Genomic DNA, 25591 nt, shown 5'->3' on the forward strand with positions numbered 1-25591 from the left:
GAGTGTGACGCGGTGCTACCGCGCCGGTTCGGTGCCGAACTGCTGCGTGCCGAGGACGCCGAGGAGCTCGAGCTTCTGGGCGTCCTCGCTCCCAGGGGGCGCGGTGAACAGCAGCAGGGCCTGCGCCTGGTCGTCGGTGTGCAGCACTTGGCAGTCGACCGTGATGCGTCCGAGTTCGGGCTGCAGGATCGTCTTGTTGTCCGACCACCGCGTCGCGACCTCGTGTCGCTCCCAGACCTCGGCGAACGCGGGGCTCCGGCGCTGCAGCTCGGCGACGAGCTCGGTCGCACGGCGATCCCCGGGCCCGGCGAGCCCGACGGCCGCCCGCAACGACGCGACGACCACCCGGCCCAGGCGCTCGTGCTGCTCGGGAGCGTACTTCGCCGGCTCGGTGCCGGTGACGAACCACCGCCACGCCTGGTAGCGCTCGTTGCCGGGCAGGTCGACCGACCCGCCGAGCAGGGCCCGGGCGAGCCGGTTCTCGACGAGCGTCTCACCGAGGTCGCTCACCACGATCGCAGGGGTGTCCTCGAGCCGGTCGAGCACCCGGAGGATCGCGGGGTCGACGTGGTCGGCCCGGTGCATCCGGACCGGCGCGGTGTGGCCGGCGAGGTGGAACAGGTGGTCACGCTCGTCGAGGCTGCACCGGAGCGCCCGAGCGATCGCGGCCATCATCTGCTCGGACGGCTGCGGCCCGCGCTGCTGTTCGAGCCGCGTGTAGTAGTCGACGCTCATGCCCGCGAGGGCGGCGACCTCCTCGCGTCGCAGCCCGGGCGTGCGGCGCCGGGCCCCTGCACCGAGCCCGACGTCCTCGGGCCGGAGCAGCTCGCGGCGGCGACGCAGGAAGTCGGCGAGGGCGTGGCGGTCCATGTGCCCATCGTCCTCCGACGGGCGGCCCGGAACCAGGGATCGCCGGTCCCCCGATGCGCGCGTCCTGGTGCGGGGCGGGCGGGGAGCGGATCGTGGTCGTCATGGACACCACCACCAGCACCGTCTTCATCCCCGGCGCGACCTCCGGCATCGGACTCGCGCTCGCCCAGCGTCTGCAGGCGGCGGGCAGCACCGTCGTCATCGGCGGGCGGCGCCGCTCCCTGCTCGACACCCTCGCCGCCGAGCACGGCTTCGACACCGTCGCGATCGACGTCTCCGACCCTGCCTCGATCCGCGTCGCAGCGGCCGAGGTCCTCGACCGCCACCCCGCGCTCGACGGCCTCGTCACGATGTCCGGCATCATGCGGAACGAGGACCTTCGCGACCCCGGGCACATCGACGACGCCGTGGCGACCGTCGAGACGAACCTGCTCGGCACGATCCGCCTGATCGACGCATTCTTGCCGCAGCTGCTCTCGCGGCCGACATCGACCCTGGTGACCGTCACCTCGGGGCTCGCGTACGTGCCGCTCACCGCGACGCCGACGTACAGCGCGACGAAGGCCGCCGTGCACTCCTACACGCAGGCCCTGCGGCAGCAGCTCGTCGGCAGCTCGGTCCAGGTGCTCGAGCTGGCGCCGCCGGCCGTCCGGACCGACCTGATGGGCGGCGCGGACTTCGGCGGGATGCCCCTCGACGCGTTCGCCGACGAGGTCATGGACCTGCTGCGCTCCGGTGCGGCGCCCGAGGTCCTCGTCGAGGACGTCCTGCCGCTCCGGTGGGCCGAGCGCGACGGGACGCACCAGCAGATCCTCGAGGCGATGGCCGGCCGCGGGCACTGAGCGCGTCCGGCGGGCCACCGCGGTCCCGCGTCCGGGAGGTCCGCACAACCGGAAGCGCAGCGCGCCGCTGAAGTCCGTGGTGCGGTGTGCTTCCGGTTGTGCGGGGGCACGCGACGCCGCGCTTCCGCCCGCCGGTGCGGGCGGTCCGGGCTGCCCGTCAGTCGGCCTCGCCCGCGGCGCGTCGACGGCGGATCTGTGCGTCGACGACGCGGTTCACCATCCAGAGCGCGAGCGTGATCCCCGTGACGACGACCGCCTCGGCGACCGTGCGGTCGAGGGCCCCTCGGAGCAACCAGTACGCACCGCCCGCGATGACCCCCACGATCGCGACGGTGCCGATCCGGCCCGTGGCGGAGCGGTTCAAGGTCGCTTCGTCGGCGGCGTCATCGGTCCCGAGCCGCCGGAACCACAGCCCCCACACGCCCACTCCCAGGCCGAGCAGCACGGCTGCCCACGCGGCGTCGTCCCGGACGTCCCGCACGAGGGCGACGAGTGCGATGACGATCACCGCCAGCCCGACCACGAGGAAGCCGAGCGTGATCGCGTCGGCGGTCCGGGAGCGAGAAGGGTGCACGCCTCTGAGCCTAGGGCTCCGTCGAGGCGTCGTTCAGCTCGGCTGACCGCGGTACCGTCGCGCGGCCGCGACACTGTCGACGTCGACGAGCAGGGACAGCGTCGCAGCGTCGACGACGGCGAGTCCCGGATCGACGCTCACGAGTGCGTCAGCATCGACCGCGATCGTCGTGGCGACCTGGATGGCTCCGCTCGCAGTCAGTCCGTATCGCGCCACGAGAGCTTCGACATCGTCGGCGACTTCGTCGACGCCGACCCAGTACACGCGTGTCGTCGACTTGATGGTCCCCCACTCGGCCAGGAGCCCGGGCCGACCGATCGCATGCGCAGACTCGATCAGCTCCAGCTCGGTGAGGCCGTTGTAGAAACAGTCGGCGCTCACGAGGTCCAGCCGCTGCAGGAACGCCGCCGCAGCGTCATGCCCCCGAGCCGTCGTGTCGATGGCCCGCCGGAGGAACCACGAGTCGAGGACGACTCGCGCCGGTACCGCGGCGAAGTGATCGAACGCGAGCACACCGCGCGTCCCTGACTCCTCGAACGACGACACGAACGGTCACCCTCGTCGCAGGAGTCGCGATGCCGGCGTGAACTCCTTGCCGGAGGCGAAGGTGTTGAGCGCTCGTTGCAGGCGTGCCCGCCGCTCCTCCGGTGTGCCGGCCGGCGTCGGGGTCCGGGCTTTGATCGCCTCGATCTCGTCGCGTGAGAAGACACGGGGGCTGCGCGATCTCGAGGTTCGGGCGTTTGCGTCGGCAGGATCAGTCGGGGTCATCGGTGCTCCTTCGCTCGTGTGGAGAGACGGTATCCCGTGGGGTTCGGCGCGAGCCAGTATTTCGTATCTTGCCGACGCCGCGATCGTTCGAGGGGCGAGTGCACCCCGCTTCATCGCGAGCACAGCGCGCCGCGGAGATTGGCGGCGTGGCCTGCTCCCGGCTGCACTGGGCACGCCGGACCGCCGCGCACCCGAGCCGTGTCAGACACCTGGCCGCGCCAGGCGCCGAGCGTCAGGACGCGTCGAGGACCGTGCGACCCAGGCGGACGAAGTCCTCCGGCGACAGGGCCTCGCCGCGCGCCGTCGGGTCGATCCCGGCCGCCATGAGCAGCTCCGTCGCCCGGGCGCTGCTGCCGAGCTCCCCGGACAGGCTCTGGCGCAGCATCTTCCGCCGCTGCTGGAACGCACCGTCGACGAGCGCGAACACCTGCGCCCGCAGGGCCTCGTCGCCGGGCTGGTCGTGCCGGTCGAACCCGACGAGCACGCTGTCGACGTTCGGCACCGGCCAGAAGACCTGCCGGCTGATCTGCCCCGCGGTCGACCACGATCCGTACCAGGCGGCCTTGACGCTCGGCGCGCCGTAGACCTTGCTGCCCGGACCCGCGGCGATCCGGTACCCGACCTCGGCCTGGACCATCACGAGCACGCGCTCGATGGTCGGGAAGGTCGCGAGCAGGTGCAGGAGCACGGGGACGGACACGTTGTACGGCAGGTTCGCCACGACGTGGGTGGGCTGCTCGGGCACGTCGTCGGCGGCGACGGTCAGGGCGTCCTGGTGCACGACCTGCAGGCGCGCGTCCGGCTGCATCGCGGCGACGGTGTCCGGCAGCTGCGCCGCGAGCCGGCCGTCGATCTCGACAGCAGTGACGGAGGCGCCGGTCTCGGTCAGCCCGAGGGTGAGCGACCCCAGCCCTGGACCGATCTCGAGCACGCGGGAGTCCGCGGTGACCCGCCCGGCGGCGACGATCCGGCGGACGGTGTTGGCGTCGTGCACGAAGTTCTGGCCGAGCTTCTTCGTCGGGGTGACGTCGAGCTTGGCTGCGAGGTCCCGGATCTCCGCCGGGCCGAGCAGGGCACCCATCATCACTCGTCCACCGTGACGGGCTCGGCGTCCCAAGCGCCGTAGACGAGCTCCGTGGTCGACGCGATCTGCGCGGCGAGCATCGAGGCGTCGGTGCCGAGGGTCTCGGCCATCGACCGCAGGGTGAGCGGGATGAGGTACGGCGCGTTCGGCCGACCGCGGTACGGCGTCGGCGTCAGGAACGGTGCGTCGGTCTCGATCATCACGAGGTGGCGCGGCACCACCTGGAGCGCGTCGCGCAGGAGCTGGGCGTTCTTGAACGTGACCGTGCCGGCGAACGACATGTACCACCCGCGCTCGGCGCAGAGGCGCGCGAGGTCGGGGCCGCCGGAGAAGCAGTGGAAGACCGTCTTGTCGGGAGCGCCGACACGGTCGAGCACCTCGACCACGGCGTCGTGCGCGTCGCGGTCGTGGATGGTCAGCGCGAGGTCGTGCTCCTTCGCGATGCGGATGTGCTCCTCGAACGACCGGACCTGGGCGGCGCGGCCGTCCTCGCCGGTGCGGAAGAAGTCGAGCCCGGTCTCGCCGATCGCCCGGACCCGGGGCAGCGCCGCGAGCCGTTCGATCCCGGCGAGGTGCTCGTCGAGCAGCCCCTGTTCCGCCAGCACGGGTGCTTCGTTCGGGTGCAGCGCGACGGCGGCGAGGACGCGGGGCTCGCGCGCGGCGATCTGCGCGGACCACTCCGAGGTGGCGAGGTCGGTGCCGACCTGCACGACACCGCGCACGCCGACGCTCGACGCACGGTCGAGGTGCTCCCGGTAGTCGAGCGGACCGTCGCCGCCCTCACCGACGCCGTCGGCGATCTCCATGTGCGTGTGGTTGTCGTAGACCGGCACCACGAGCGCCTGGGGCAGCGGCGGGTAGCTCAGGTCCCGCTTCGACCCGCCCGACGACCCGTCGCCACGCGCCCGGACGTGCGAGCCGTCCGCCGCGTCGGTCACGCGGCGCCCTGCTCGTGCTGCGGCTCGATGCGCGGGAAGAGCCCTGACTCGAGCGGCACGACGGTCTCGGCGCCCTGCCACTCGTACGCGCGGTCGACGCGCTGCTCCGTCACGGAGCCGCCGGCGCCGATGGCCGACCAGAGCTTCTCGGTCGCCTTCGGCATCACCGGCGAGACGAGCACGTTCACGGTGCCGAGCCCCCGCAGCGCCGTCGCCAACACCGTGCCGAGCCGCTCGCGCTGCGCCTCGTCCTTGGCGAGGGCCCACGGCTCCTGCTCGGTGATGTACCCGTTCAGGGCGTCGACGAGCTCCCACACGATCGCGATCGCGTCGTGCGGCGCGAAGGCCTGGACTGCCGCGTCGGCACGCTCGGTGACCGACACCGCGAGGGCGTCGATCGCCCGGTCCGAGTCGGTCAGCTCGCCCCGGGCGGGGACCGCACCGTCGAAGTACTTCTGGAGCATGGCGACCAGTCGAGACGAGAGGTTGCCGAACCCGTTGGCGAGGTCGGCGGCGTAGCGGGCGGAGATGTCCTCCCAGCTGAAGTTGCCGTCCTGCCCGAAGGTGATCGCGCGGAGGAAGTAGTAGCGGAACGCGTCCGAGCCGAACGTGTCGGTGATCTCCGACGGCGCGATGCCCGTCAGCTTCGACTTCGACATCTTCTCGCCGCCGACGAGCAGCCACCCGTGGCCGAACACGCGCTCCGGGACCGGCAGCCCCGCGGCCATGAGCATCGCGGGCCAGATGACCGCGTGGAACCGGGCGATGTCCTTGCCGACGACGTGCACGCTCGGCCAGAGGCGCCGGAACGCCTCGTCGTCGTCTGAGCCGTAGCCGAGCGCCGTGACGTAGTTGAGGAGGGCGTCGAACCACACGTACAGGACGTGGTCGTGGTCCCAGGGGATCTGGATGCCCCAGTCGAAGCTCGACCGCGAGATCGAGAGGTCACGGAGGCCCTGCTTGACGAACGAGACGATCTCGTTCCGGACGCTCTCCGGCTGGATGAACAGCGGGTTCGACTCGTACAGGTCGAGGAGCCGCTGCTCGAAGTCGCTCATGCGGAAGAAGTAGTTGCGCTCGGCCAGGACCTCGACCGGGATCGAGTGGATCGCGCAGACCTGCTGGCCCTCGTACGCCCCGGTGCCGGGCACCAGGTCGCTCGGCTGCTTGTACTCCTCGCAGCCCACGCAGTAGAAGCCCTCGAACTCGCCGGCGTAGATGAAGCCGTCGTCGTACAGCTTCTGCAGGAACGCCGTCACACCGCGCTCGTGCCGCTCGTCGGTGGTGCGGATGAAGTCGTCGTTCGCCACGTCGACCGTGTCGAGCAGCGGCTTCCACGCGTCGGTGACCAGCCGGTCCGCCCACTCCTTCGGCGACACGTCGTTCGCCGACGCCGTCCGGAGGATCTTCTGGCCGTGCTCGTCGGTGCCGGTCAGCAGCCAGGTGTCGTCACCCCGCTGCCGGTGCCAGCGCGCCATGAAGTCCGCGGCGACCTCGGTGTAGGCGTGCCCGATGTGGGGCACGTCGTTCACGTAGAAGATCGGCGTGGTGATGCTGAACGAGGACCCGTCGGACATGCGGACCATCCTACGGGCGGGCGCGGACCGGAAGACGCGCCCCCGCGGGCCTGTGGAGAACCCGGCCGGGCACCGGACGGGAGGATCGTGGCGGGCCCGCCCCGATCCTCCAGGCCGGTGGCCGGTCCCGTCAGCGCGCGGCGAGCGCGCCCTCGTACAGGTCGCGCTTCGACAGCCCCGTCGCGTCCGCGACGGCGGACGCCGCCTCCTTCATCCGGGCACCAGCGGCGACCCGCTCGAGCACGAGCCGGACACCGTCCTCGATGCTCGTGACGTCCGACTCCCCCGCGGCGCCCTGGACGACGACGCAGATCTCGCCGCGCACCCCGTCCGCCGCCCAGGCAGCGAGCTCGGCGAGCGTCCCGCGGCGCACCTCCTCGTGGAGCTTCGTCAGCTCCCGGCACACCACCGCACGGCGGTCGTCCCCGAAGCCGGATGCCATGTCGGTGAGCGTGTCCGCCAGACGGTGCGGCGACTCGAAGAAGACCATCGTCCGCTGCTCCCCCGCGAGCGAGGCGAACAGCCGCCGTCGCTCACCGCCCTTCCGCGTCGGGAAGCCCTCGAACGTGAAGCGGTCGGTCGGCAGTCCGGAGACGGCGAGCGCCATGAGCACCGCGGACGGGCCGGGCAGCGCCGTCACGGTGACCCCGGCGGCCGCAGCGGCCTCGACGAGCGGGAAGCCCGGGTCGCTGATCGCCGGCATGCCCGCGTCGGTGAGGACCACGACGTCCTCGTCGCGGGCGAGTTCGACGACCTCGGCCGCCTTCGCCCGCTCGTTGTGCTCGTGCAGCGCGATGAGCCGGGGGCGGTTCTCGATGCCGAGCGCCCGCATCAGGTGGATCGCGGTCCGGGTGTCCTCGGCGGCCACCACGCTCGCGTTCGAGAGGGTCTCGACCAGCCGGCGGGACGCGTCGCCGAGGTTGCCGATGGGCGTTGCTGCGAGGACGATCACCTCCCCATTGTGGTGGCAGGTCCGGCTCGAGGGCGATCCGTAGGATGACCTCTCGATGACCACGGAGCTGACCGACGACCCGACGACCACGCCCTCCGGGCCGGTCGGCTCCCGCTTGGACGACTGGTGGGGCCGGGTGCTCTCGACGTCGCGGCGGGTCGCGGTGTGGCGCTGGACGGGTCCGCTCGCCGTGACGCTCCTCGCCGCGGTGCTGCGGCTCGTCGGGCTCGGGCACCCGCACTCGCTCGTGTTCGACGAGACGTACTACGTGAAGGACAGCTGGTCGATCGTGCACCTCGGGTACGAGGGCACCTGGCCGGCGAACGCCACGGACGAGGGCGCTCCGACCACCGACCAGCGGTTCGCGAGCGGGCAGACCGACCTCTACTCGAGCGCCGCCGAGTTCATCGCGCACCCGCCGCTCGGGAAGTACCTGATCGGGCTCGGCATGCTGCTGTTCGGCGCCGACAGCTCGTTCGGCTGGCGCATCACGGTCGCCGTGCTCGGCACCGCGACCGTCCTGCTCACGGCCCTCATCGCCCGGTCCCTGTTCCGCTCCACCGCGATCGGCACGCTCGCCGGCTTCCTGCTCGCGGTCGACGGGCAGGCGATCGTCCTGAGCCGGGTGTCCCTGCTCGACGGCGTCCTGACGTTCTTCGTCGTGCTCGGCGCCGGCGCACTGCTGCTCGACCGGCGGTGGGCGCAGCGGCGGCTCGACCGCTGGGTGGCCGCACGGACCGCGGCCGACCGGGACACGCTCTGGGGGCCGGTGCTGCTCTGGCGGCCCTGGCTGCTGGCGATGGGCCTGGCGCTCGGGGCCGCATCGGCCGTGAAGTGGTCCGGGCTGTACTTCCTGGCGTTCTTCGCGCTGTACTCGGTGCTCGCCGACATGATGATGCGCCGCCGGGCGGGCGTGGCCTTCTGGTCGTCGAGCGCGTTCCTGCAGCAGGCACCCGTGACGTTCCTGCTCACTGTGCCGATCGCCGCCGCGACCTACCTGGCGTCGTGGACCGGCTGGTTCGTGTCGAAGGACGGCTGGGACCGGAACTGGATCGCGTCCGGCGGCGAGCGGTGGACGGGCGTGCTGGCGTGGGTGCCGGACAGCGTGCAGAACTGGTGGCACTACCAGTCCGAGATCTACGGCTTCAACATCGGCCTGCACACCCCGCACTCGTACCAGGCGAACCCGCTGCTCTGGCTGCTCATGCAACGGCCGACGTCGATGTACTACGTCGGCACGGACGCCGGGCAGGGCGGCTGCGGGTCCTCCCGCTGCGGCGAGGCCATCACCGGCATCGCGAACCCGTTCGTCTGGTACGCGGCGGTGGTCGCGACCGTGGCGCTCCTGGTGCTGTTCGTGCTGCGGCGCCGATGGGAGTACGGCTTCGTGCTCGTCGGGGTCGCGGCGGGGTACCTGCCGTGGCTGATGTACACCGACCGTACGGTGTTCCAGTTCTACACGGTGGCGTTCGAGCCCTTCATGGTGATGGCGCTCGCGGCGGCGATCGGGCTGGTGGTCGGGCGGCGCGACGATCCCCGGCACCGTCGGACCCTAGCGCTCACCTGGGTCGGGGTGTACCTGGGCGTCGTGGTGCTCGCATCGGCGTACTGGTACCCGATGTGGACCGGGATGCAGATGCCGTGGGACTTCATCCGGTCGCACTACTGGCTGCCCAGCTGGTTGTAGGCGGTCCCGCGCCTGGGGTGCCGATCCGCGCGTGGTCGACCGACCCGCGCATGGTTGACCGATCCGCGCATGGAAGGGCGTTCCTTCCGTCCTCCGACGCGCGATCCGTCCTCCCATCACACGTGCGATGGGCAGGAACGTCGCGACGCGACCGGGGGACGGACTGGAGGCACGGGTCGGCCCCGCCACGCGCCTCCCGGCCGGTGGACGGTCACCTGACGGACGTGCGGCGCGGGTCCCCGACCGGCGCGCGGCAGGCCGCGTCCGTCAGGGGGACGCGTGCAGCGCGCGCTCGAGCGCCTCGCGGTCGAGCGGCGTGCCGGGCAGCCCCGACACCGGCGCCTGCGGCAGCACCCCGTCGACGATCACCTGCGCGTACCGCCGCCACGCTTCCGGATCGGTCTCGCGTGTGGCGTCCGCGACCGCACCGACCATCGTCGTGAGCATCGGCAGGTCGCGGTGGTCGAACCCGACCCGGACGACCCCGGCCTCCCGCGCACGCTCGATGATCCGACCGACCTGCTGCTCGAGGCGGTCGCGCTCCCGCACGATCGACGGCCGACCCTTGCCGGCGCGCACGATGGTGTCGGCGAGTGCGCGGTCACGGGCGCGGAACGCGAACACGCCCATCAGGTAGACACGCAGGGCCTCGCGCGGGTCGGGTTCGTCGGCGGCGAGCGCCGCGGCGTCGTTGAGCGCCTCGAACTTGGCGGCGAGGAGCGCCTCGATCAGGGAGTCCTTGTCGGCGAAGCGTCGGTAGACGGTGCCGACGCCGACCCCGGCCTCGTGCGCGATGTCGTTGAGGGTGACCGAGGTGCCGCGTTCCGCGAAGCAGCGACGCGCCGTCTGCAGGATCAGCTCACGGTTGCGCGCGGCGTCGGCGCGGAGTGGCCGCTCGACGTCGGCGGCGGACTCGGTGGTGCTCACGCCGACGAATGTAGTTGAACTTTCTGGGAACAAGTGGATGCGGCTGCTCCGTTTTGGGCTACAGTGGGTCGAACCGGATGCAGCGCATCCGTTTTCCCGGTCCACCAGACCACCTCTCCCCTCCACCTTCTCGAAGGAGGCTGCCGTGACGGCAGAACAGACCGCGGCGCCCCGAACGGGCGCCGCTCCCACCATCGCGAGCGGCACCGGCGCAGCGCCCGACCGCCCGCAGCACCGGTGGATCGCCCTCGCGGTGATCGCACTGGCCCAGCTCATGGTCGTGCTCGACGCGACCATCGTGAACATCGCGCTCCCCTCGGCCCAGGCCGACCTCGGCTTCGCCACCGACCAGCGGCAGTGGATCGTGACCGCCTACTCCCTGGCGTTCGGCTCCCTGCTCCTCCTGGGCGGGCGGCTCGGCGACCTCTTCGGCCGCAAGAACACCTTCATCATCGGGCTCGTCGGCTTCGCGGCGGCGTCGGTCCTCGGCGGCCTGGCCGACTCGTTCGGACTCCTCGTCGCGGCCCGCGCGCTGCAGGGCGTCTTCGGCGCGCTCCTCGCCCCGTCCGCCCTCGGCATGCTCACGACGACCTTCCGCGACCCGAAGGAGCGCGGTCGCGCGTTCGGCATCTTCGGCTCCATCGCGGGCTCGGGTGCCGCGATCGGCCTGCTGCTCGGCGGCGTGCTGACCGAGTACGCCTCGTGGCGCTGGTGCCTCTACGTCAACGTCGTGTTCGCGGTGCTCGGTGTCATCGGTGCGCTCGTGTTCATGGCGCGCCCGCCGAAGGTCGACCGACCCCGCATCGACGTCGCCGGCGTCCTGACGATCACGGCCGGCCTGGTCGGCATCGTCTACGGCTTCTCCAACGCCGAGACGAACGGGTGGGACAGCCCGGTCACCATCGTGATGCTCGCCGCCGGCGTCGTCCTGGTCGCCGCCTTCGTGCTCATCGAGACCCGGGTCGCGCACCCGCTGCTCCCGCTCCGGGTCGTGCTCGACCGCGACCGTGGTGGCTCGTTCATCGCGATCGGTCTCGTGGCGATCGGCATGTTCGGCATCTTCCTGTTCCTGACCTACTACCTCGAGCAGACCCTCGGGTTCACCTCGCTGCAGACGGGTCTGGCGTTCCTGCCGATGCCGGCGTCGATCATGCTGTCCTCGACGCAGATCGGTGGCCGCCTGCTGCCGCGGGTCGGGCCGAAGGTGCTCGTCTTCGCGGGTGGACTCGTCGCCGCGACCGGACTCCTGCTGCTCCTGCGCACCGACGTCGACAGCACCTACGCGGGCACCGTCCTGCCGGCGCTGATCGTCATCGGGCTCGGGATGGGCACGATCTTCTCCTCCGCCATGAACACCGCGACGACCGGGGTGGCACGCGCCGACGCCGGCGTGGCCTCGGCGACGGTGAACACCGCGCAGCAGGTCGGCGGCTCGATCGGCACGGCGCTCCTCTCGACGATCTTCGCGGACGTCGTCGCAGACCGGCTCTCCGGGCTCGCCGCGGCGCCGACGAAGCTGCAGCAGGCGCAGGCGGTGCTCGACGGGTACCACGCGGCGTTCGCGATCTCGGCGGGCGTGCTCGTCCTGGTGGCGCTGGCGGGCGGGCTGCTCATCAACCGGCAGTCGGTGCGGCTCGCGAAGCTCGAGCACGCAGCGTCGACCGCGACGGGCAGTATCCCGGCCGCGGCGCACTAGCCGCACGCACCACCCTTCGCACGCACCACCCGTCGCACACACCACGCGTCGCGACGACCACGGACGGCCCGGGCCTCGCAGAACTTCTGCGCGACCCGGGCCGTCCTGGTGATCGGAAGTTCGGGGACCGCGCCTGCCGGACGACGGCGTTGCGCACTGTGTCGATCCTGCTGGGACCCGTCGGAGGCCCCGGATATCGTGAGCGCCATGGCCCCCGTCCTGACCTCGCCGCTCGTGTCGACGCAGTGGCTCGCCGACCACCTCGGTGCTGACGAACTCGTCGTCCTCGACGCGTCCGTGCACACCACGGGGGCCGGCCTGGACATGCGGTGGCAGGACGCCCGCGACGCGTACGAGCAGCACGGGCACGTCCCGGGTGCCCGCTACGCGGACCTCGTGCACGACCTGTCCGACGTCGATGCCGACCTGCCGTTCACCCGACCGACGGTGGAGCAGTTCGAGACCGCCGTCCAGGCACTCGGCGTGACGAACGAGTCGTGCGTCGTGGTCTACGACGACAGCGTCGGCGAGTGGGCCGCTCGGTTGTGGTGGATCTTCCGGGCGTTCGGACACGACCGCGTGGCGGTCCTGGACGGCGGGTTCACCAAGTGGCGGGACGAGGGCCGACCGGTTCGCGTCGGCGCCCTGCGCGACGGGACGGCCCCGGCGATCGGTGCACCGTTCCTGGCGGGTGAGGAACGCCCGGTTTGGGTCGACCACGACCGGGTCCTGCGCGCGGTCCGCGGCGAGGAACCCGCGGCCCTCGTGCTCGCCGCTCCCCCGGCGTCGCTCGGCGACACCCACCCCGCGGTGGTCCCGGGGAGCGCGTCGATCACCACGGACGACGTCGTCGACCCCCGCACGAACACGTTCCTGCGCCGTCCGGCCCTGGCCGAGGTCTTCGCACCGGTCCTCGACGCGTCGGAGATCGTCACCTACTGCGGCGTGGGCAACGCGGCCTGCGTCGACGCCCTCGCACTGACGGTCCTGGGACACGACGACGTCAAGGTCTACGACGGGTCCCTGCTCGACTGGTGGCGGCGGGAGCCGGAGCGACTGGCGTCCTGACCGCGGTGGCGGCACTACCGTTGCTGCCATGAGCACCAGGCGCGCCGTCGTCCTCGGCGGTACCGGCGGCATCGGCTCGGCCGTGGTCCGCGACCTCCTCGACGCGTCCGGCCACGGGGGTGACGACTGGCAGGTCGACGTCGTCGCCCGGCACGGCGGCCCCGCCACGGACGCGCTGACGGCCGCCGGAGCGACGTTCGTCCCCGGGGACCGCCGGGACACCGCCGTGCTGCGGGAGCTCCTGCGCCCGGGTGCGGACCTGCTCGTGGACGCGGTCGGCGCCACCCGCGGCGACGCCCTACAGCTCCGTCCGTTCCTCGACGACGTCGGCTCCACGGTCTTCGTGTCGTCGAAGGCCGTCTACGCCGATGAGCAGGGGCGGCACGCGAACTCGGTCGAGCGGCCGGTCTTCGGCGGTGCCGTGACCGAGCTGCAGCCGACCGTGCCCGCCGGGGACGGCGACCCCACGAGCCGCGAGGGCTACGGCGCCGCCAAGATCGCCGCCGAGCAGGTGCTGCTCGACCACGGCGCCCCCGTCACGGTGCTGCGTCCCTCGAAGGTGTACGGCGTGGGCATCGGCCGCCCGCGCGAGTGGTTCGTGGTCCGTCGTGCGCTCGACGGTCGGGAGCGGATCCTGCTCGCCGACGGCGGCCGAGGCGTCGACCACACGACCGCGGCGTCCGGCATCGCGTCGCTGGTCCGGATCGTCGCGGACGCCCCGGACCGCCGCATCCTCAACGTCGCCGACGAGACCGCCCCGAGCGTGCTCGAGATAGTCCGGACCGTCGCGGGCCTGGTCGACCACCGGTTCGACGAGGTCCTGCTCGACCAGGACGCGCCGGCGTTCGTCGGGACGACCCCGTGGAGCTCGCCGACGCCGTTCGTGCTCGACACCACCGCCGCGCGCGCCCTCGGCTGGCAGCCGCCGCGGTACGCCGAGGCCGTCCGGCCCGAGGTCGCATGGTTGCTGGAGACCGCCCACGCGGTACCGGCGGGCGGCGACGTCCCGTGGGCGGAGGACCCGTTCTGGGAGCGGATGTTCGACTACGGCCCGGAGGACGCCGCGCTGCTGCTGCTGTCGCTCGGACGGGACTGAGCCGGTGCCGCGGTCCGAGGTGCTCTTCGTCGGCGGCCGCTCGGGCGTCTGGAAGACCACCGCGGCCGAGGCACTGCACGACCTGCTGGTCGCCGCGGACGTCCGGCACGCGGTCGTCGAGGGCGACTTCCTCGACCTCGCCCACCCCGCGCCGCACGTCGAGCACCCCGAGGTGCGTCTCGCCGAACGGAACCTCGCGGCACTGTGGGCGGCGTACCGGGAGCTCGGACACCACCGGCTCGTGTTCACGAACACGGTGTCCGTCCTCGAGTGGCCGGCCCTGGCCGCCGCGATGGGGGACGACCCGGTGGTCACGGCCGTCCTGCTGCGCGCCGCTGACGACACCACGGCAGGTCGCCTCGCCCGGCGGGCAGGTGGCCGGGTCCCCGAGGCGCAGCTGGCACACAGCACGGCGACGGCCGGGAGGCTCGACGCGGCCACCGCGGACGGCGTCACCCGGGTGGACACCGACGACCTGACCCCGCAGCAGGTCGCGCGTCGACTCGCCACCCTGGCCGGCTGGCTCGTGTGACCGCAGCTGTGCACGGCGCCGCTCGTCCACAGACCACCCGCCCCGCCCGGTGCGCCCAGCGACGCCGGGGCAGGCTGGACCCATGAGCGACAACCGACTCGGCACCGCGGTCAGCCCCTACCTGCGGCAGCACGCCGCGAACCCGGTGGACTGGCGCGAGTGGGGCCCGGACGCGTTCGCCGAGGCAAGGGAGCGGGACGTCCCGGTGCTGGTGTCGGTCGGGTACGCGACGTGCCACTGGTGCCACGTGATGGCGCGGGAGAGCTTCTCCGACCCGGAGATCGGCGAGCTCCTGCGCGGGGACTTCGTCGCCGTGAAGGTCGACCGCGAGGAACGGCCCGACGTCGACGCGAGCCTGATGGCCGCCGCGAGCGCGTTCACCCAGCAGCTGGGCTGGCCCCTGACGGTGTTCGCGACGCCCGAGGGTCGGGTGTTCTTCGCCGGGACCTACTACCCGCCGACCCCGGTCGGACAGGTCGGTTCCTTCCGGCAGGTCCTCGCCGCGGTGCTCGACGCCTGGCGGGAGCGGCGGTCCGAGGTCGACACGAACGCGACCGCCATCGCGGCGGCGATCCGGCAGGGCGCCGAGGCGGACGCGGCCGCCCGGGGTGGTGCCGCGGGCGACCAGGGCGAGCCGCGCCTCCCGTCCATCGATGCGATCCGCTCGGTGACCGGACAGCTGGCGGCGGCCGAGGACGCGACGTACGGCGGCTTCGGAGGCGCGCCGAAGTTCCCCAGTGCGCCCCTCCTCGAGTTCCTCGGCGACGTCGCGGCCGACGGCGACGACGACGCTGCCGCGTTCCTGGACCGCAGCCTGCGCGCCGTCCGGGACACCGAGCTGACCGACGACGACGGCGGCGTCTTCCGGTACGCGACCAAGCGCGACTGGAGCGTACCGCACTACGAGCGGATGCTGTACGACAACGCCGGGCTGCTCGCCGTCGCCGAGCAGGGCCAGGCCCGAGGCATCACGGACTTCCTGCGCGACACCCTGCGGCGCGACGACGGCGCGTTCGTGGCCGCGCAGGACAGCGAGTCGACGATGGACGGTCAGCGGGTCGAGGGCGCGTGGTACCGACTCCCCCTCGACGAGCGCGGACGGTTCGCCCCGCCGCCGCTCGACGACCAGGTGCTCACCGGGTGGAACGGCCTGGCGATCCGCGGCCTGGTGATCGCCGGCGCACGGCACGGCGACGCCGAGATGATCGCGCTCGCCCGCGGCGCCGCGGACGCGATCGTCGCGGGACACGTGCGCGACGGCCACGTCACGGTCCGCTCGAGCACCCCGCGGGGAGCCTCGAGTGCGCCGCCGACGATCGAGGACGTGGGGCTCCTGGCCGAGGGGCTGCTCGAACTCGCCCTGGTCACCGGCGACGTCGCGTTCGCCCAGGTCGCACGCTCCCTGGTGGACGACGGCCTCGCGGGACGCTTCGCCGTCGACCCGGTGCTCGCCGCGGCCGGGACCGTGACGGGGGAACAGCCGCAGACGGCACTGCGGTCGGGCACGGTGGCGCTCGCCGCTGCGGCGGCCGTGCTCGCGGCGCTGACCGGCGACGCCGGGTACCGCGAGGCTGCCGCGGTCCTGGTCGCGGACCGGGCCCACACCGGCACGGAGCGTCCGCTGGGGCACGCGGACGCGCTCGGCGTCGCGCTCGCGCTCCAGCGCCCGTCGCGCGAGGTCGTCGTCGTGGCCCCGGTCGACGACCCGATGCGCGCGGCCGCCGTCGCCGCGCGGCGGCCGGGCACCGTGGTCGGCACGGTGACCGGGGAGCAGGCCGCTGCCTGGACGGCGGCGGGCTTCGAACTGTTCGCGGGCCGCGACCTGCCGGGTGCCGCGGCGTACGTGTGCCACGACCGGGTGTGCGGCCTGCCTGCACGGTCCGCCGCGGACCTCGCCGCGCAACTGGCCGCCGGAGCGACCGGCTGACCGGGACCCGACGGCCCCGGCTGACCGGGACCCGACGGCGCCGACTGATCGGGGCCTGACGGCCCGCTATCCTGGAAGGCTCATGTCTGCCGCACCCGTCATCACGTACCCGCCGGAACTGCCCGTCTCGCAGCGGCGGGACGACATCGCCGCCGCGATCCGCGACCACCAGGTCGTCATCGTCGCGGGCGCCACGGGTTCCGGCAAGACGACGCAGCTGCCGAAGATCTGCCTGGAGCTCGGGCGCGAGTCGATCGGTCACACGCAGCCCCGTCGGATCGCGGCGCGGACGATCGCCGAGCGCGTGTCCGAGGAACTCGGCGGCGAGCTGGGCGACCTGGTCGGCTACCAGGTGCGCTTCACCGACAAGGTGTCGGCGAACACCCGCATCAAGCTGATGACCGACGGGATCCTGCTCAACGAGATCCACTTCGACCGCGACCTGAAGCGCTACGACACGATCATCATCGACGAGGCGCACGAGCGCTCGCTGACGATCGACTTCCTGCTCGGCTACCTCAAGCGACTGCTGCCCCGACGTCCCGACCTGAAGGTCGTCATCACGTCGGCGACGATCGACCCGGAGTCGTTCTCGCAGCACTTCGGCGGCGCGCCCATCATCGAGGTGTCCGGGCGGACGTACCCGGTCGAGGTCCGCTACCGCCCGCTCGTGGCGGACGACGCCACCGACGCGGACGACGACACCGACGCGCGAAACGACGACACCGACCCGCGGACCGACGACAGCGGCAGCCGCGGCGGTGCGGGCGCGGACGACCGCGACGTCCTGCAGGGCATCACCGACGCGCTCGACGAGCTGGCGCAGGAGGACCCGGGCGACGTCCTCGTGTTCCTGTCCGGCGAGAACGAGATCCGCGACGCGCAGGACGCGATCGAGGGGCGGAAGTACCCGGGCACCGAGGTCCTGCCCCTGTACGGCCGGCTGTCCGCAGCCGACCAGCACCGCGTCTTCGAACGGCGGAGCACCCCGGGCATCCGCCGCCGCGTGGTGCTCGCGACGAACGTGGCGGAGACGAGCCTCACGGTGCCGGGCATCAAGTACGTCGTCGACACCGGCACCGCGCGCATCTCCCGGTACTCCCCGCGCGCCAAGGTGCAGCGGCTCCCGATCGAGGCGATCTCGCAGGCCAGCGCGAACCAGCGCTCGGGTCGTGCCGGCCGGACGAGCGCCGGCATCGCGATCCGGCTGTACTCCGAGCCCGACTTCGACCGTCGCCCGGAGTTCACCGACCCCGAGATCCTCCGCACGAACCTCGCAGCCGTGATCCTGCAGATGATCTCGCTCGGCTTCGGTGACATCGAGTCGTTCCCCTTCCTGCAGCCGCCGGACTCCCGTGGTGTGAAGGACGGGCTCGACCTGCTCCGCGAGCTCCGGGCCGTGGACGGCGACGGGCGCATCACGAAGACCGGGCGGCAGCTGACCCGGCTCCCGATCGACCCGCGGCTCGGCCGGATGGTCCTCGAGGCGGGCCGGCAGGGCGTCGGGCGCGAGGTCATCGCGATCGTCAGCGCCCTGAGCATCCAGGACCCCCGCGAGCGTCCGCTCGAGAAGCGCGCGCACGCCGACCAGCTGCACGCGCGGTTCGCCGACCCGACGAGCGACTTCCTCACCCTGCTCAACCTCTGGAACCACATCGAGGACCAGCAGGAGGCGCTGTCGTCGAGTGCGTTCCGGCGACTGTGCAAGGCCGAGTTCCTCAACCACCTGCGCATCCGCGAGTGGCAGGACCTGTACCGCCAGCTGTCGCGCGCCGCGAAGCAGGTCGACGTCCGCGTCGGGCAGTCCCGGAGCGAGGACGGCGACGCGGTGCACCGGTCGTTGCTCGCCGGGCTCCTCAGCCAGATCGGCCTGCGCGACAAGGAGAAGCGCGACTACCTCGGCTCCCGCAACACCCGGTTCGTGGTGTTCCCCGGCAGTGTCCTCGCGAAGAAGCAGCCCGACGCCGTGATGGCCGCCGAGCTCGTCGAGACGAGTCGCCTGTTCGCCCGGACCGTCGGGCGGATCGACCCCGCGTGGGTCGAGCCGCTCGCTGGGGACCTGTTGAAGCGCACCCACGGGGAACCGCACTGGGAGAAGAAGCAGGGCGCGGCCGTCGCCTACGAGCGGGTGACCCTGTTCGGGGTGCCCGTGGTGCAGCGGCGTCGCGTGCAGTACAAGCGCGTCGACCCGGAGCACTCGCGCGAGCTCTTCATCCGGCACGCCCTGGTCGAGGGCGAGTGGGACGCCCAGCAGGCCTTCGACCGCGACAACCGGAAGCTCCGCCGCGAGCTCGAACAGCTCGAGGAACGCACCCGTCGGCGGGACATCCTGTTCGACGACGAGCGCGTGTACGACTTCTACGACGCCCGCATCCCCGCGGACGTCGCCACGACGCGCGACTTCGAGGGGTGGTGGCGCCAGGCACGGCGCGACCAGCCGGACCTCCTCACGATGCGCCGGTCCGACCTGCTCGACGAGGACGCGGCCGAGGCCGCCCAGGACCAGCAGGAGTACCCGACGCAGTGGCGCTCGGGCGACCAGCGCCTCGCGATCAAGTACCGCTTCGAGCCCGGCGCGCAGGACGACGGCGTGAGCGTGCAGGTGCCGCTCGCGCTGCTCCCCCGCATGCGCGAGGAAGGCTTCGACTGGCAGGTGCGCGGCCTCAGGAAGGAGCTCGTCACGGCGCTCATCAAGTCGCTGCCGAAGCAGATCCGGAAGAACGTCGTGCCCGCGGCGGACTGGGCCGAGAAGATCGTCGCGGAGCTACCGGACGACGCCCCGACGGAGCCGACCGAGTCCTTCCGCGCGACGCTCGCCAAGGCGATCCAGCGGATGACGTACGTCACCGTCAGCGAGTCCGACTTCGACCTCGCGCGCGTCCCGGCGCACCTGCTCCCGACCTGGGCCGTCGTCGACGAGCGCGGTCGGCGGGTCGAGTCCGGCAAGGACCTGTCGGCCCTGCAGACCAAGCTCAAGGACCGGACCCGGCAGAGCGTCGCGTCCGCCACGGCGAAGGCTGCGTCCCGGCCTGGAGGCGCGGCGCGCGTCGCCGGGGCGTCCTCCGGTGTGCAGCTGGAGCGGTCCGGCATGACGGCGTGGCCGCCGCAGGACCTGCCGCAGGTGCTCGACACGAAGCAGGCCGGCGGGGTGATCCGCGCGTACCCGTCCCTGGTCGAGGAGGGCGACGGGCCGAAGGCGACGGTCGGCGTCGAGCTGCTCGCGACCCCGGGCGACCGGGCCGTCCGGATGCCGGCCGGTGTCCGGCGTCTGGTGATGCACGCGGTGCCGTCCCCCGTGTCCTACGTGCAGTCGCACCTCACCGCGCAGGAGAAGCTCGCGCTGGCCGCGAGCCCGTACCCCTCCACCGCAGCGCTCTTCGACGACGTGCTCGCCGCGGTCGTCGACGCGGGCATCCGTCGAGCGCACCCGGACGGCCTGGTCTTCACGAAGGCGGAGTTCGAGGCCGTGCGGGACGCCGTGTCCGCGACGGTCGTCGACACGATGTTCACGGCGGTGTCCGAGGTCGCCGCGGTCCTCACCGCGCAGCGCGCCGCCGACAAGGCCCTCAAGCAGGCGAACTCCATGGCGCTCCTGCCGGCGCTCAGTGACATGCGCCAGCAGTCGGAACGCCTGGTCTTCCCGGGCTTCGTCAGCGTCGCCGGCCTCGACCGCCTCCGGCGCATCCGCGTGTACCTGCAGGGCATCGACGCCCGCGTCCAGAAGCTCCTGCAGAACCCCGGCCGCGACGCCGGCTGGATGCGCGAGGTGTCCGTCGCGACGGACCGCTACACCGACGCCGGTGGAACCTTCCCGCCGTCGATCGGCGCGCACCCGGAGCTCGTGCACGCGCGGTGGATGCTCGAGGAGTTCCGGCTCAGCCTGTTCGCGCAGGAGCTCGGGACGGCCGAGACGGTCTCGCTGCAGCGCATCACGAAGGCTCTGGCCGCCGCGCGCTGACCCCACAACGGGTGGGTCTTCAAAGGCAATGATCCCTCATAGGCTGGCGGGCGATGAGTACCGTCAAGCAGGCAGTGACCTTTCAGCTCGAAGACGTCTACAAACTCTCCGGCGTACCGACCGTCACCTTCGTCGAACCAATCGAGTATTCTCGACTCAAAATCGCACTAAGGACCCCGGGGCGCGGCGTAGTCATTGAAGGTCCGTCGAAAATTGGAAAGACGAGCGCGGTCACCAAAGCACTGGAGTCAGTGACGACTAGTGAGTCCGTTCTCGCACTTAGTGCTCGGCGACCGGATGACGTCGAGCTCATTAGAGAACTTCCCGGGATGGAATCGATCGGAGTCGTCATCATCGACGACTTTCATCGTCTCGACCAGACGAGCCGCGAGTCCATTTCTGATTTCATGAAGGTACTTGCCGATGAGGAACGTACCGACTCGAAGGTGGTCGTGATTGGGATCAATAAGGCCGGTGAATCACTGATCGCCATGGCGCCTGATCTGGGCGGGCGTATTGAGGTGATCAAACTCGGTGTGAACCCGGTTGACCGCATCGAGACTCTCATCAATAAGGGAGCCGACGCGCTCAACATATCGCTCGACGCCGCGGCAGAGATCGCCCAAAACTCGCAAGGCAGCTTCAACATCGCTCAGGCTCTTTGCCACGACGCTTGCCTCACGAAAGAAGTAACCGAGACTGAGACGACTCACACAGTCGTTGACTCCTCCTTCGAATTGATTCGCGAACGAGTGCTCGATCGCCTCTCAGCGACTTTCCAGCGCCGAGCAGAGATGTTTGCCAAAGGCAAGAAGCTGAGGCGGGAGGGACGAGCGCCTTATCTGCAAATTCTGCGTTGGCTGTCTCAGAGCGAAGAATGGACGATCGAACTGCAGCGCGAGATGCGGAAAAATCCGACCCTTCGACCGAGCGTGAGCCAAGTAGTAGAGAAGGGCCACCTGCGCAACCTTCTCGAGGAACGAGCAGATATGCTGTCGGATCTGCTGCATTACGACGAGGAAAGCCGCGTGCTTGCGGTGGAAGATCCGCAGTTCTACTTCTACATCAAGCACCTGCCGTGGAACCGGTTTGCGGAGCGTCTTGGGTACTTCGAAGTGAGCTTTTCGTCGACCTACGATTACGCGCTTTCGTTCGCCGGGTCGGACCGAGACATCGCGAACGCCCTGTACGAACAGTTGGCCGATCGCGAACTTGGCGTTTTCTACGATAAGAACGAGCAAAGTCGAATTCTCGCGGCAAATGTTGAGGAGTACCTGGCCCCCATCTATAAGAGCGAGGCTAGCTATATCGTCGTGATTCTCGGACCAGATTACCCGAAGCGAATCTGGACGCGGTTTGAGTCGAAGCAATTCAGAGATCGCTTTGGCGAAAACGCAGTAATTCCAATCTGGCTTGCAGATGTTGATTATTCGGCTTTCGACGTGTCGCGCGATGTTGGGGGAATCACGATCGACCGGAATGGCGATCTCGAGCCGCAGATCGAGAGCGCAGTTCAACAGCTTGCAGGCCGGCTCGCTGACGACCGAGCTGAGGCAGCCGCGCAGGCCGCGGCCGACGGGACGGAATCGATCGAGTAACGGGTCGCCCGCTGCCGCCATCGTTCTGGAAATCGCTGACAGCGGGCGACTCTCCTCTCGACGAGCTTCCCCAAGCTGCGACCTGTCAGACGACAGCGGTCGCGAGCCCTTCGACGACCGTGACGTTCGGCAGGGCTGCCAGGACGACCCCGGGCAGGAACACCTTCGCGCCGCGGAGACCGGCGCCCACGACCACCTCGGGTGCGTCGAGCACCCGCGCGTCGACGTACACCGGCCAGTCGGCGGGGAGCCCGATGGGGGTGATCCCGCCGTACTCCATCCCGGTCAGCTCGATCGCCTGGTCCATCGGCGCGAAGCTCGCCTTGCGCACGTCGAGCAGTCGCTTCACCACGCGGTTGACGTCGAGCTTCGTCGACGCCTGCACGACGCACGCTGCGTAGCGGACCTCGTTTCCACGCCGTCCCGCGACGACGATGCAGTTCGCGCCGCCGTCGAGCGGGTACCCGTACGCCTCGGAGAACGCGGCCGTGTCCGCGAGCTCGGGGTCGATCGGTGCCGCCTCGATCCGCGTGAGCAAATCGCTCGGCAGCCCGACGAGGGCCTGGGCGACGGGGATCGCCAGGAACCCGGTGGCGACGAGGGCAGGGGAACGGTCGAGCGTCGGCATGCCCCCACCGTAGGGAGTCCTCCCCCGACGGCGTCGGAGGTCCACACCCGCACGCGCGGCCGTCAGCGCTCCAGGCAGATCGTCCTGAGCACCACCGTCGGCCCCGGGCGCGCGTAGGACGACGACGCGAGCCAGTCCGCCCGCGGCTCGTACTGCTCCTCCGAACCGACGGCACTGCGCTCCGCACCGATGCCCTCGGCCTGCCATGCTGCTCGGACCGCCGCCAGGTCGGTCGCGCCGCCCGGCACGGTCGCGGCCCCCTCGGGCAGCAGGTCGGCGCCCGAGGCGTCGTGGAGTTCGGCTGCGATGAACCAGTACTCCCACTCCAGGCCCTCCTGCCGGTTGTCGAGCAGGCACGGTTCCGAGTACGCGCCGCCCTTCGGGGAGCCGTCGGACCGGAACCCCTCGGACCGCCGGGAGCCGAGCAGCTCCACGGTGCGGTCGCCGATCCGGTTCAGCGCGGCCTCGGCGCCGCCCTCGCTGTGCGCGAAGTGACGCTCGGCCGCGGTCGCCGGCTGCGCGCGGACCCGGGCGTCCTCGGCGACCGTCCCGACCTGCCCGACGATCCCGAGCGTGTTCAGCGGGACCGCGACGACGAGCACGACGATCGCCGAGATCACCGCGGCGAGCGAGGTCCGCGGCTGCCGCCGGCGCTTCAGGACGTACACGACGATGACCGCGACCGGCACCCCGACCGCGAGCAACGTCCCGACGAGCAACCCCGCGAGGACGCCGCCTGGCCCCGGTCGGGTGTCGTCCGCCCCGAACGAGGCCTGCAGCAGCACGCCGAGCTGGACCAGCCAGCTCACCACGAGCAGGACCGGCAGCGCCACGGCGAGCCCGACGGCTCCCGCCCGCCCGACGACCGGATCGTCAGTCCCCACGTGGTCCCCCTCACCCCGTGCCCATCCTGACAGGCGAGCGCCCGGAGTGCTCGCCGCACCGCGGAGTGCTCAGGCGCGCTCGTGGATCGACCGTGCCCCCGGCACGGGCGGCGCCGGGTCGTCCGCCGCCTCGGGGTCGTCGGCCCGCGCCCACTTCACCGTCCACCGCACGAGCGGCTGCACCCGGTCCCACGCGGCGACGATCGCGTCGAGCGAGCTGTCGAGCGGCAGGTGCACGAGCGCGGCGTAGTGCTGCATCCGGAGCAGGTCGATCCGCGGGTGGTCGGCGTCGAACCCGCGCGGGGCGGTCTTCAGCGGCGGTCCGGCGAGCTCGTACCCGGCGTCGGTCAGGTCGTCGAGCTCCCGCTGCAGGGCGGCGGCGGCCTGCGGGTGCTCGTCGATGGTCCTCCGCGCAGCGTGCAGCTGCGCCCGCGACGGCTCGTAGAGGCCGCCGCCGACCTGGAGCCCGTCGGTGCCGGCGCTCAGGTACATCCCGCCCGCGGTCAGGCCGGTGTCCTCGCGGTACGGCCGCTTGTCCGGCGTGAAGCGCAGGTCGCGGTGCTGGCGGAGCACCCGGCCGGGCCCGTACCGCCGTTCGGCCTCGTGCAGCAGCGCGTCCATCGGGTCGCGGACGTGCCGCTCCCAGTCGTCGCGGTGGTCCTCGAACCAGGACTTCTCGTTGTGCGCGGCGAGCCCGCGGAAGAAGGTCGCCAGCGCGGGCGAGAACGGCGTCTCGGTCATCCTCGCAGTGAACCGCGGCCGGGTGCACGCTCGTCGGCAGCCCGGGGTACGAGACTGACCGGATGAGCGAACTCCGACCGATCGACCTCGAGACGTGGCCCCGTCGGGAGCACTTCGCGCACTACCGGCGGGAGCCCTGCGCGTGGGAGATGATCGTCGACGTCGACGTCACGGCCTTCGTCGAGGCCGCCCGGACGGCGCGGGCGAAGACGTACCCGTCTCAGATCTGGGTGCTCGCGACGGTCGTGAACCGCCACGAGGAGTTCCGGATGCAGCTCACCGAGGACGGCCAGCCCGCGGTGTGGGACGTGGTGCATCCGACCTTCACGGTGTTCCACCCCGACACCGAGACCTTCTCGGTGCTCGTGGTCGAGTACGACCCGGACCCCCGGACGTTCCACGACGCCGTGGTCGCGACGACGGAGCGGTACCGCGACGACCACCGGATGTTCCCGCAGGGCTCGGAGCGCACGGACACCTTCGACGTCTCGACGCTCCCCCGGACGTCCTTCACCGGGTTCGCACTGCACCTCACCGGCGCCGAGGACCACCTGGCTCCCGTGATCACGCTCGGGCGGTACCGGCAGGCGGACGGGCGGACGGTCATGCCCCTGGCGCTCCGGATCAACCATTCGGCGGTGGACGGCTTCCACGCCTCACGCTTCGTCACCGAGGTCGAGGAGCTCTTCGCCGACCCATCCTGGCTCGCCTGACCGGCCCGTCCCCCGGTCGCACACCCGTCGGGAGCACCGTGGTGGGCATGAACGACGACGACCTCACCGCCCTGGCGGTCTCCCGTGCCCTCGACAACGTCCGGGACGGCGGCAAGCCGTTCGCCTGCCTGATCGTCCGGGACGGCGAGGTCGTCGTCGAGGCGGTGAACCACGTCGCGCAGACCGGCGACCCCACGGCGCACGCCGAGATCCGCGCGATCCGGGCGGCAGCGGAGCAGGGGATCACCGACCTGACCGGGTACGAGGTCTTCGTCACGGCGTCCCCGTGCCCGATGTGCCTCGGCGCGCTCTACTACGCGCAGCCGGACCGCGTCGTCTTCGCCGCGACCCGTGAGCAGGAGGGCGAGCACTACGAGGACGGCAACCGCCTGATGACGCTCGCCACGTTCTACGACGAGTACGCGAAGCCCGTGGAGGACCGCACCCTGCGGATGGAGCAGGGACGGGCCGACGACCCGACGGCCCCGTTCCGCGAGTGGACCGCCCGCCACCCGGCCTGAGCCCGGCGCA

Annotated in this window: 22 protein-coding genes; 11 read left to right on the plus strand and 11 right to left on the minus strand. The window is 71.5% G+C overall.

Features of this window, described 5'->3' with window-relative positions:
• Positions 1-15 precede the first annotated feature (15 nt).
• Positions 16-870: a helix-turn-helix transcriptional regulator gene (locus tag FB462_RS14495; protein WP_114850526.1), complete on the minus strand. Its 855-nt coding sequence runs from the start codon at positions 868-870 to the stop codon at positions 16-18.
• Positions 871-971: 101 nt separating this feature from the next.
• Here FB462_RS14495 and FB462_RS14500 point away from each other — a divergent pair, with 101 nt between their 5' ends.
• Positions 972-1712 carry an SDR family oxidoreductase gene (locus FB462_RS14500; RefSeq protein ID WP_141862607.1) on the plus strand — a complete coding sequence of 247 codons (741 nt, stop codon included), beginning with the start codon at positions 972-974 and terminating at the stop codon, positions 1710-1712.
• Between the two features lie 157 nt (positions 1713-1869).
• Here the strand turns inward: FB462_RS14500 and FB462_RS14505 are convergent, their stop codons facing one another.
• The 6 genes from FB462_RS14505 to rsmI form a co-directional block, all read right to left on the minus strand.
• On the minus strand, positions 1870-2286 hold the full coding sequence (locus FB462_RS14505) for a hypothetical protein (protein ID WP_114850527.1): 417 nt from the start codon (positions 2284-2286) through the stop codon (positions 1870-1872).
• A 33-nt stretch (positions 2287-2319) separates the two neighbouring features.
• A complete protein-coding gene (locus FB462_RS14510) occupies positions 2320-2799 on the minus strand; it encodes a hypothetical protein (protein WP_167510129.1) in 480 nt (159 codons plus the stop codon).
• Positions 2800-3286: 487 nt separating this feature from the next.
• On the minus strand, positions 3287-4135 hold the full coding sequence (rsmA, locus tag FB462_RS14515; protein ID WP_114850529.1) for a 16S rRNA (adenine(1518)-N(6)/adenine(1519)-N(6))-dimethyltransferase RsmA: 849 nt from the start codon (positions 4133-4135) through the stop codon (positions 3287-3289).
• A 2-nt stretch (positions 4136-4137) separates the two neighbouring features.
• Positions 4138-5076 carry a TatD family hydrolase gene (locus FB462_RS14520; RefSeq protein WP_180224784.1) on the minus strand — a complete coding sequence of 313 codons (939 nt, stop codon included), beginning with the start codon at positions 5074-5076 and terminating at the stop codon, positions 4138-4140.
• A complete protein-coding gene (gene metG / locus FB462_RS14525; RefSeq protein ID WP_114850606.1) occupies positions 5073-6653 on the minus strand; it encodes a methionine--tRNA ligase in 1581 nt (526 codons plus the stop codon). Before metG ends, FB462_RS14520 begins: the two co-directional genes overlap by 4 nt.
• Positions 6654-6783: 130 nt before the next feature.
• Entirely contained in the window at positions 6784-7605 is an 822-nt protein-coding gene (gene rsmI / locus FB462_RS14530; protein ID WP_114850530.1) for a 16S rRNA (cytidine(1402)-2'-O)-methyltransferase, read from the minus strand.
• 55 nt (positions 7606-7660) lie between these two features.
• On the opposite strand from rsmI, the gene FB462_RS14535 reads away from it, so the two are divergent.
• Entirely contained in the window at positions 7661-9292 is a 1632-nt protein-coding gene (locus tag FB462_RS14535) for a dolichyl-phosphate-mannose--protein mannosyltransferase (RefSeq protein ID WP_114850531.1), read from the plus strand.
• 267 nt (positions 9293-9559) lie between these two features.
• On the opposite strand, the gene FB462_RS14540 is transcribed toward FB462_RS14535, so the two are convergent.
• Positions 9560-10219, minus strand: a complete 660-nt coding sequence (locus FB462_RS14540; protein WP_167510130.1) for a TetR/AcrR family transcriptional regulator — start codon at positions 10217-10219, stop codon at positions 9560-9562.
• Positions 10220-10364: 145 nt separating this feature from the next.
• Here FB462_RS14540 and FB462_RS14545 point away from each other — a divergent pair, with 145 nt between their 5' ends.
• From FB462_RS14545 to FB462_RS14575, 7 genes are all read left to right on the plus strand, one after another.
• Positions 10365-11915 carry an MFS transporter gene (locus tag FB462_RS14545; protein ID WP_141862611.1) on the plus strand — a complete coding sequence of 517 codons (1551 nt, stop codon included), beginning with the start codon at positions 10365-10367 and terminating at the stop codon, positions 11913-11915.
• A 207-nt stretch (positions 11916-12122) separates the two neighbouring features.
• Positions 12123-12983: a sulfurtransferase gene (locus FB462_RS14550; protein WP_141862613.1), complete on the plus strand. Its 861-nt coding sequence runs from the start codon at positions 12123-12125 to the stop codon at positions 12981-12983.
• A gap of 28 nt (positions 12984-13011) precedes the next feature.
• Positions 13012-14079, plus strand: coding sequence for an NAD-dependent epimerase/dehydratase family protein (locus FB462_RS14555; RefSeq protein ID WP_141862615.1), 1068 nt, complete (start codon positions 13012-13014; stop codon positions 14077-14079).
• Positions 14080-14083: 4 nt separating this feature from the next.
• A complete protein-coding gene (locus FB462_RS14560) occupies positions 14084-14611 on the plus strand; it encodes an ATPase (protein ID WP_141862617.1) in 528 nt (175 codons plus the stop codon).
• Between the two features lie 82 nt (positions 14612-14693).
• On the plus strand, positions 14694-16538 hold the full coding sequence (locus tag FB462_RS14565; protein ID WP_141862619.1) for a thioredoxin domain-containing protein: 1845 nt from the start codon (positions 14694-14696) through the stop codon (positions 16536-16538).
• An 82-nt stretch (positions 16539-16620) separates the two neighbouring features.
• Positions 16621-20496 (plus strand): ATP-dependent RNA helicase HrpA, encoded by a 3876-nt coding sequence (gene hrpA, locus FB462_RS14570; RefSeq protein WP_141862621.1) that lies wholly within the window; start codon positions 16621-16623, stop codon positions 20494-20496.
• A 53-nt stretch (positions 20497-20549) separates the two neighbouring features.
• Positions 20550-22094, plus strand: a complete 1545-nt coding sequence (locus tag FB462_RS14575) for a TIR domain-containing protein (RefSeq protein WP_208738920.1) — start codon at positions 20550-20552, stop codon at positions 22092-22094.
• An 85-nt stretch (positions 22095-22179) separates the two neighbouring features.
• Here the strand turns inward: FB462_RS14575 and FB462_RS14580 are convergent, their stop codons facing one another.
• The 3 genes from FB462_RS14580 to FB462_RS14590 all read right to left on the minus strand — a co-directional run bounded on the left by FB462_RS14580 (position 22180) and on the right by FB462_RS14590 (position 24347).
• The gene (locus FB462_RS14580) at positions 22180-22722 is read right to left on the minus strand and encodes a YbaK/EbsC family protein (RefSeq protein ID WP_141862623.1); all 543 of its coding nucleotides are present in this window, start codon (positions 22720-22722) and stop codon (positions 22180-22182) included.
• A 62-nt stretch (positions 22723-22784) separates the two neighbouring features.
• On the minus strand, positions 22785-23606 hold the full coding sequence (locus tag FB462_RS14585; protein ID WP_141862625.1) for a hypothetical protein: 822 nt from the start codon (positions 23604-23606) through the stop codon (positions 22785-22787).
• Positions 23607-23675: 69 nt separating this feature from the next.
• Positions 23676-24347 carry a DUF2461 domain-containing protein gene (locus FB462_RS14590; protein ID WP_141862627.1) on the minus strand — a complete coding sequence of 224 codons (672 nt, stop codon included), beginning with the start codon at positions 24345-24347 and terminating at the stop codon, positions 23676-23678.
• 62 nt (positions 24348-24409) lie between these two features.
• On the opposite strand from FB462_RS14590, the gene FB462_RS14595 reads away from it, so the two are divergent.
• Together FB462_RS14595 and FB462_RS14600 are read left to right on the plus strand one after the other, a co-directional pair.
• Entirely contained in the window at positions 24410-25060 is a 651-nt protein-coding gene (locus FB462_RS14595; protein ID WP_141862629.1) for a CatA-like O-acetyltransferase, read from the plus strand.
• Positions 25061-25107: 47 nt separating this feature from the next.
• The gene (locus FB462_RS14600; protein ID WP_141862631.1) at positions 25108-25581 is read left to right on the plus strand and encodes a nucleoside deaminase; all 474 of its coding nucleotides are present in this window, start codon (positions 25108-25110) and stop codon (positions 25579-25581) included.
• Positions 25582-25591: the final 10 nt, after the last annotated feature.

Origin of the sequence: Curtobacterium citreum (assembly GCF_006715175.1) — a bacterium.
Taxonomy (GTDB): domain Bacteria; phylum Actinomycetota; class Actinomycetes; order Actinomycetales; family Microbacteriaceae; genus Curtobacterium; species Curtobacterium citreum.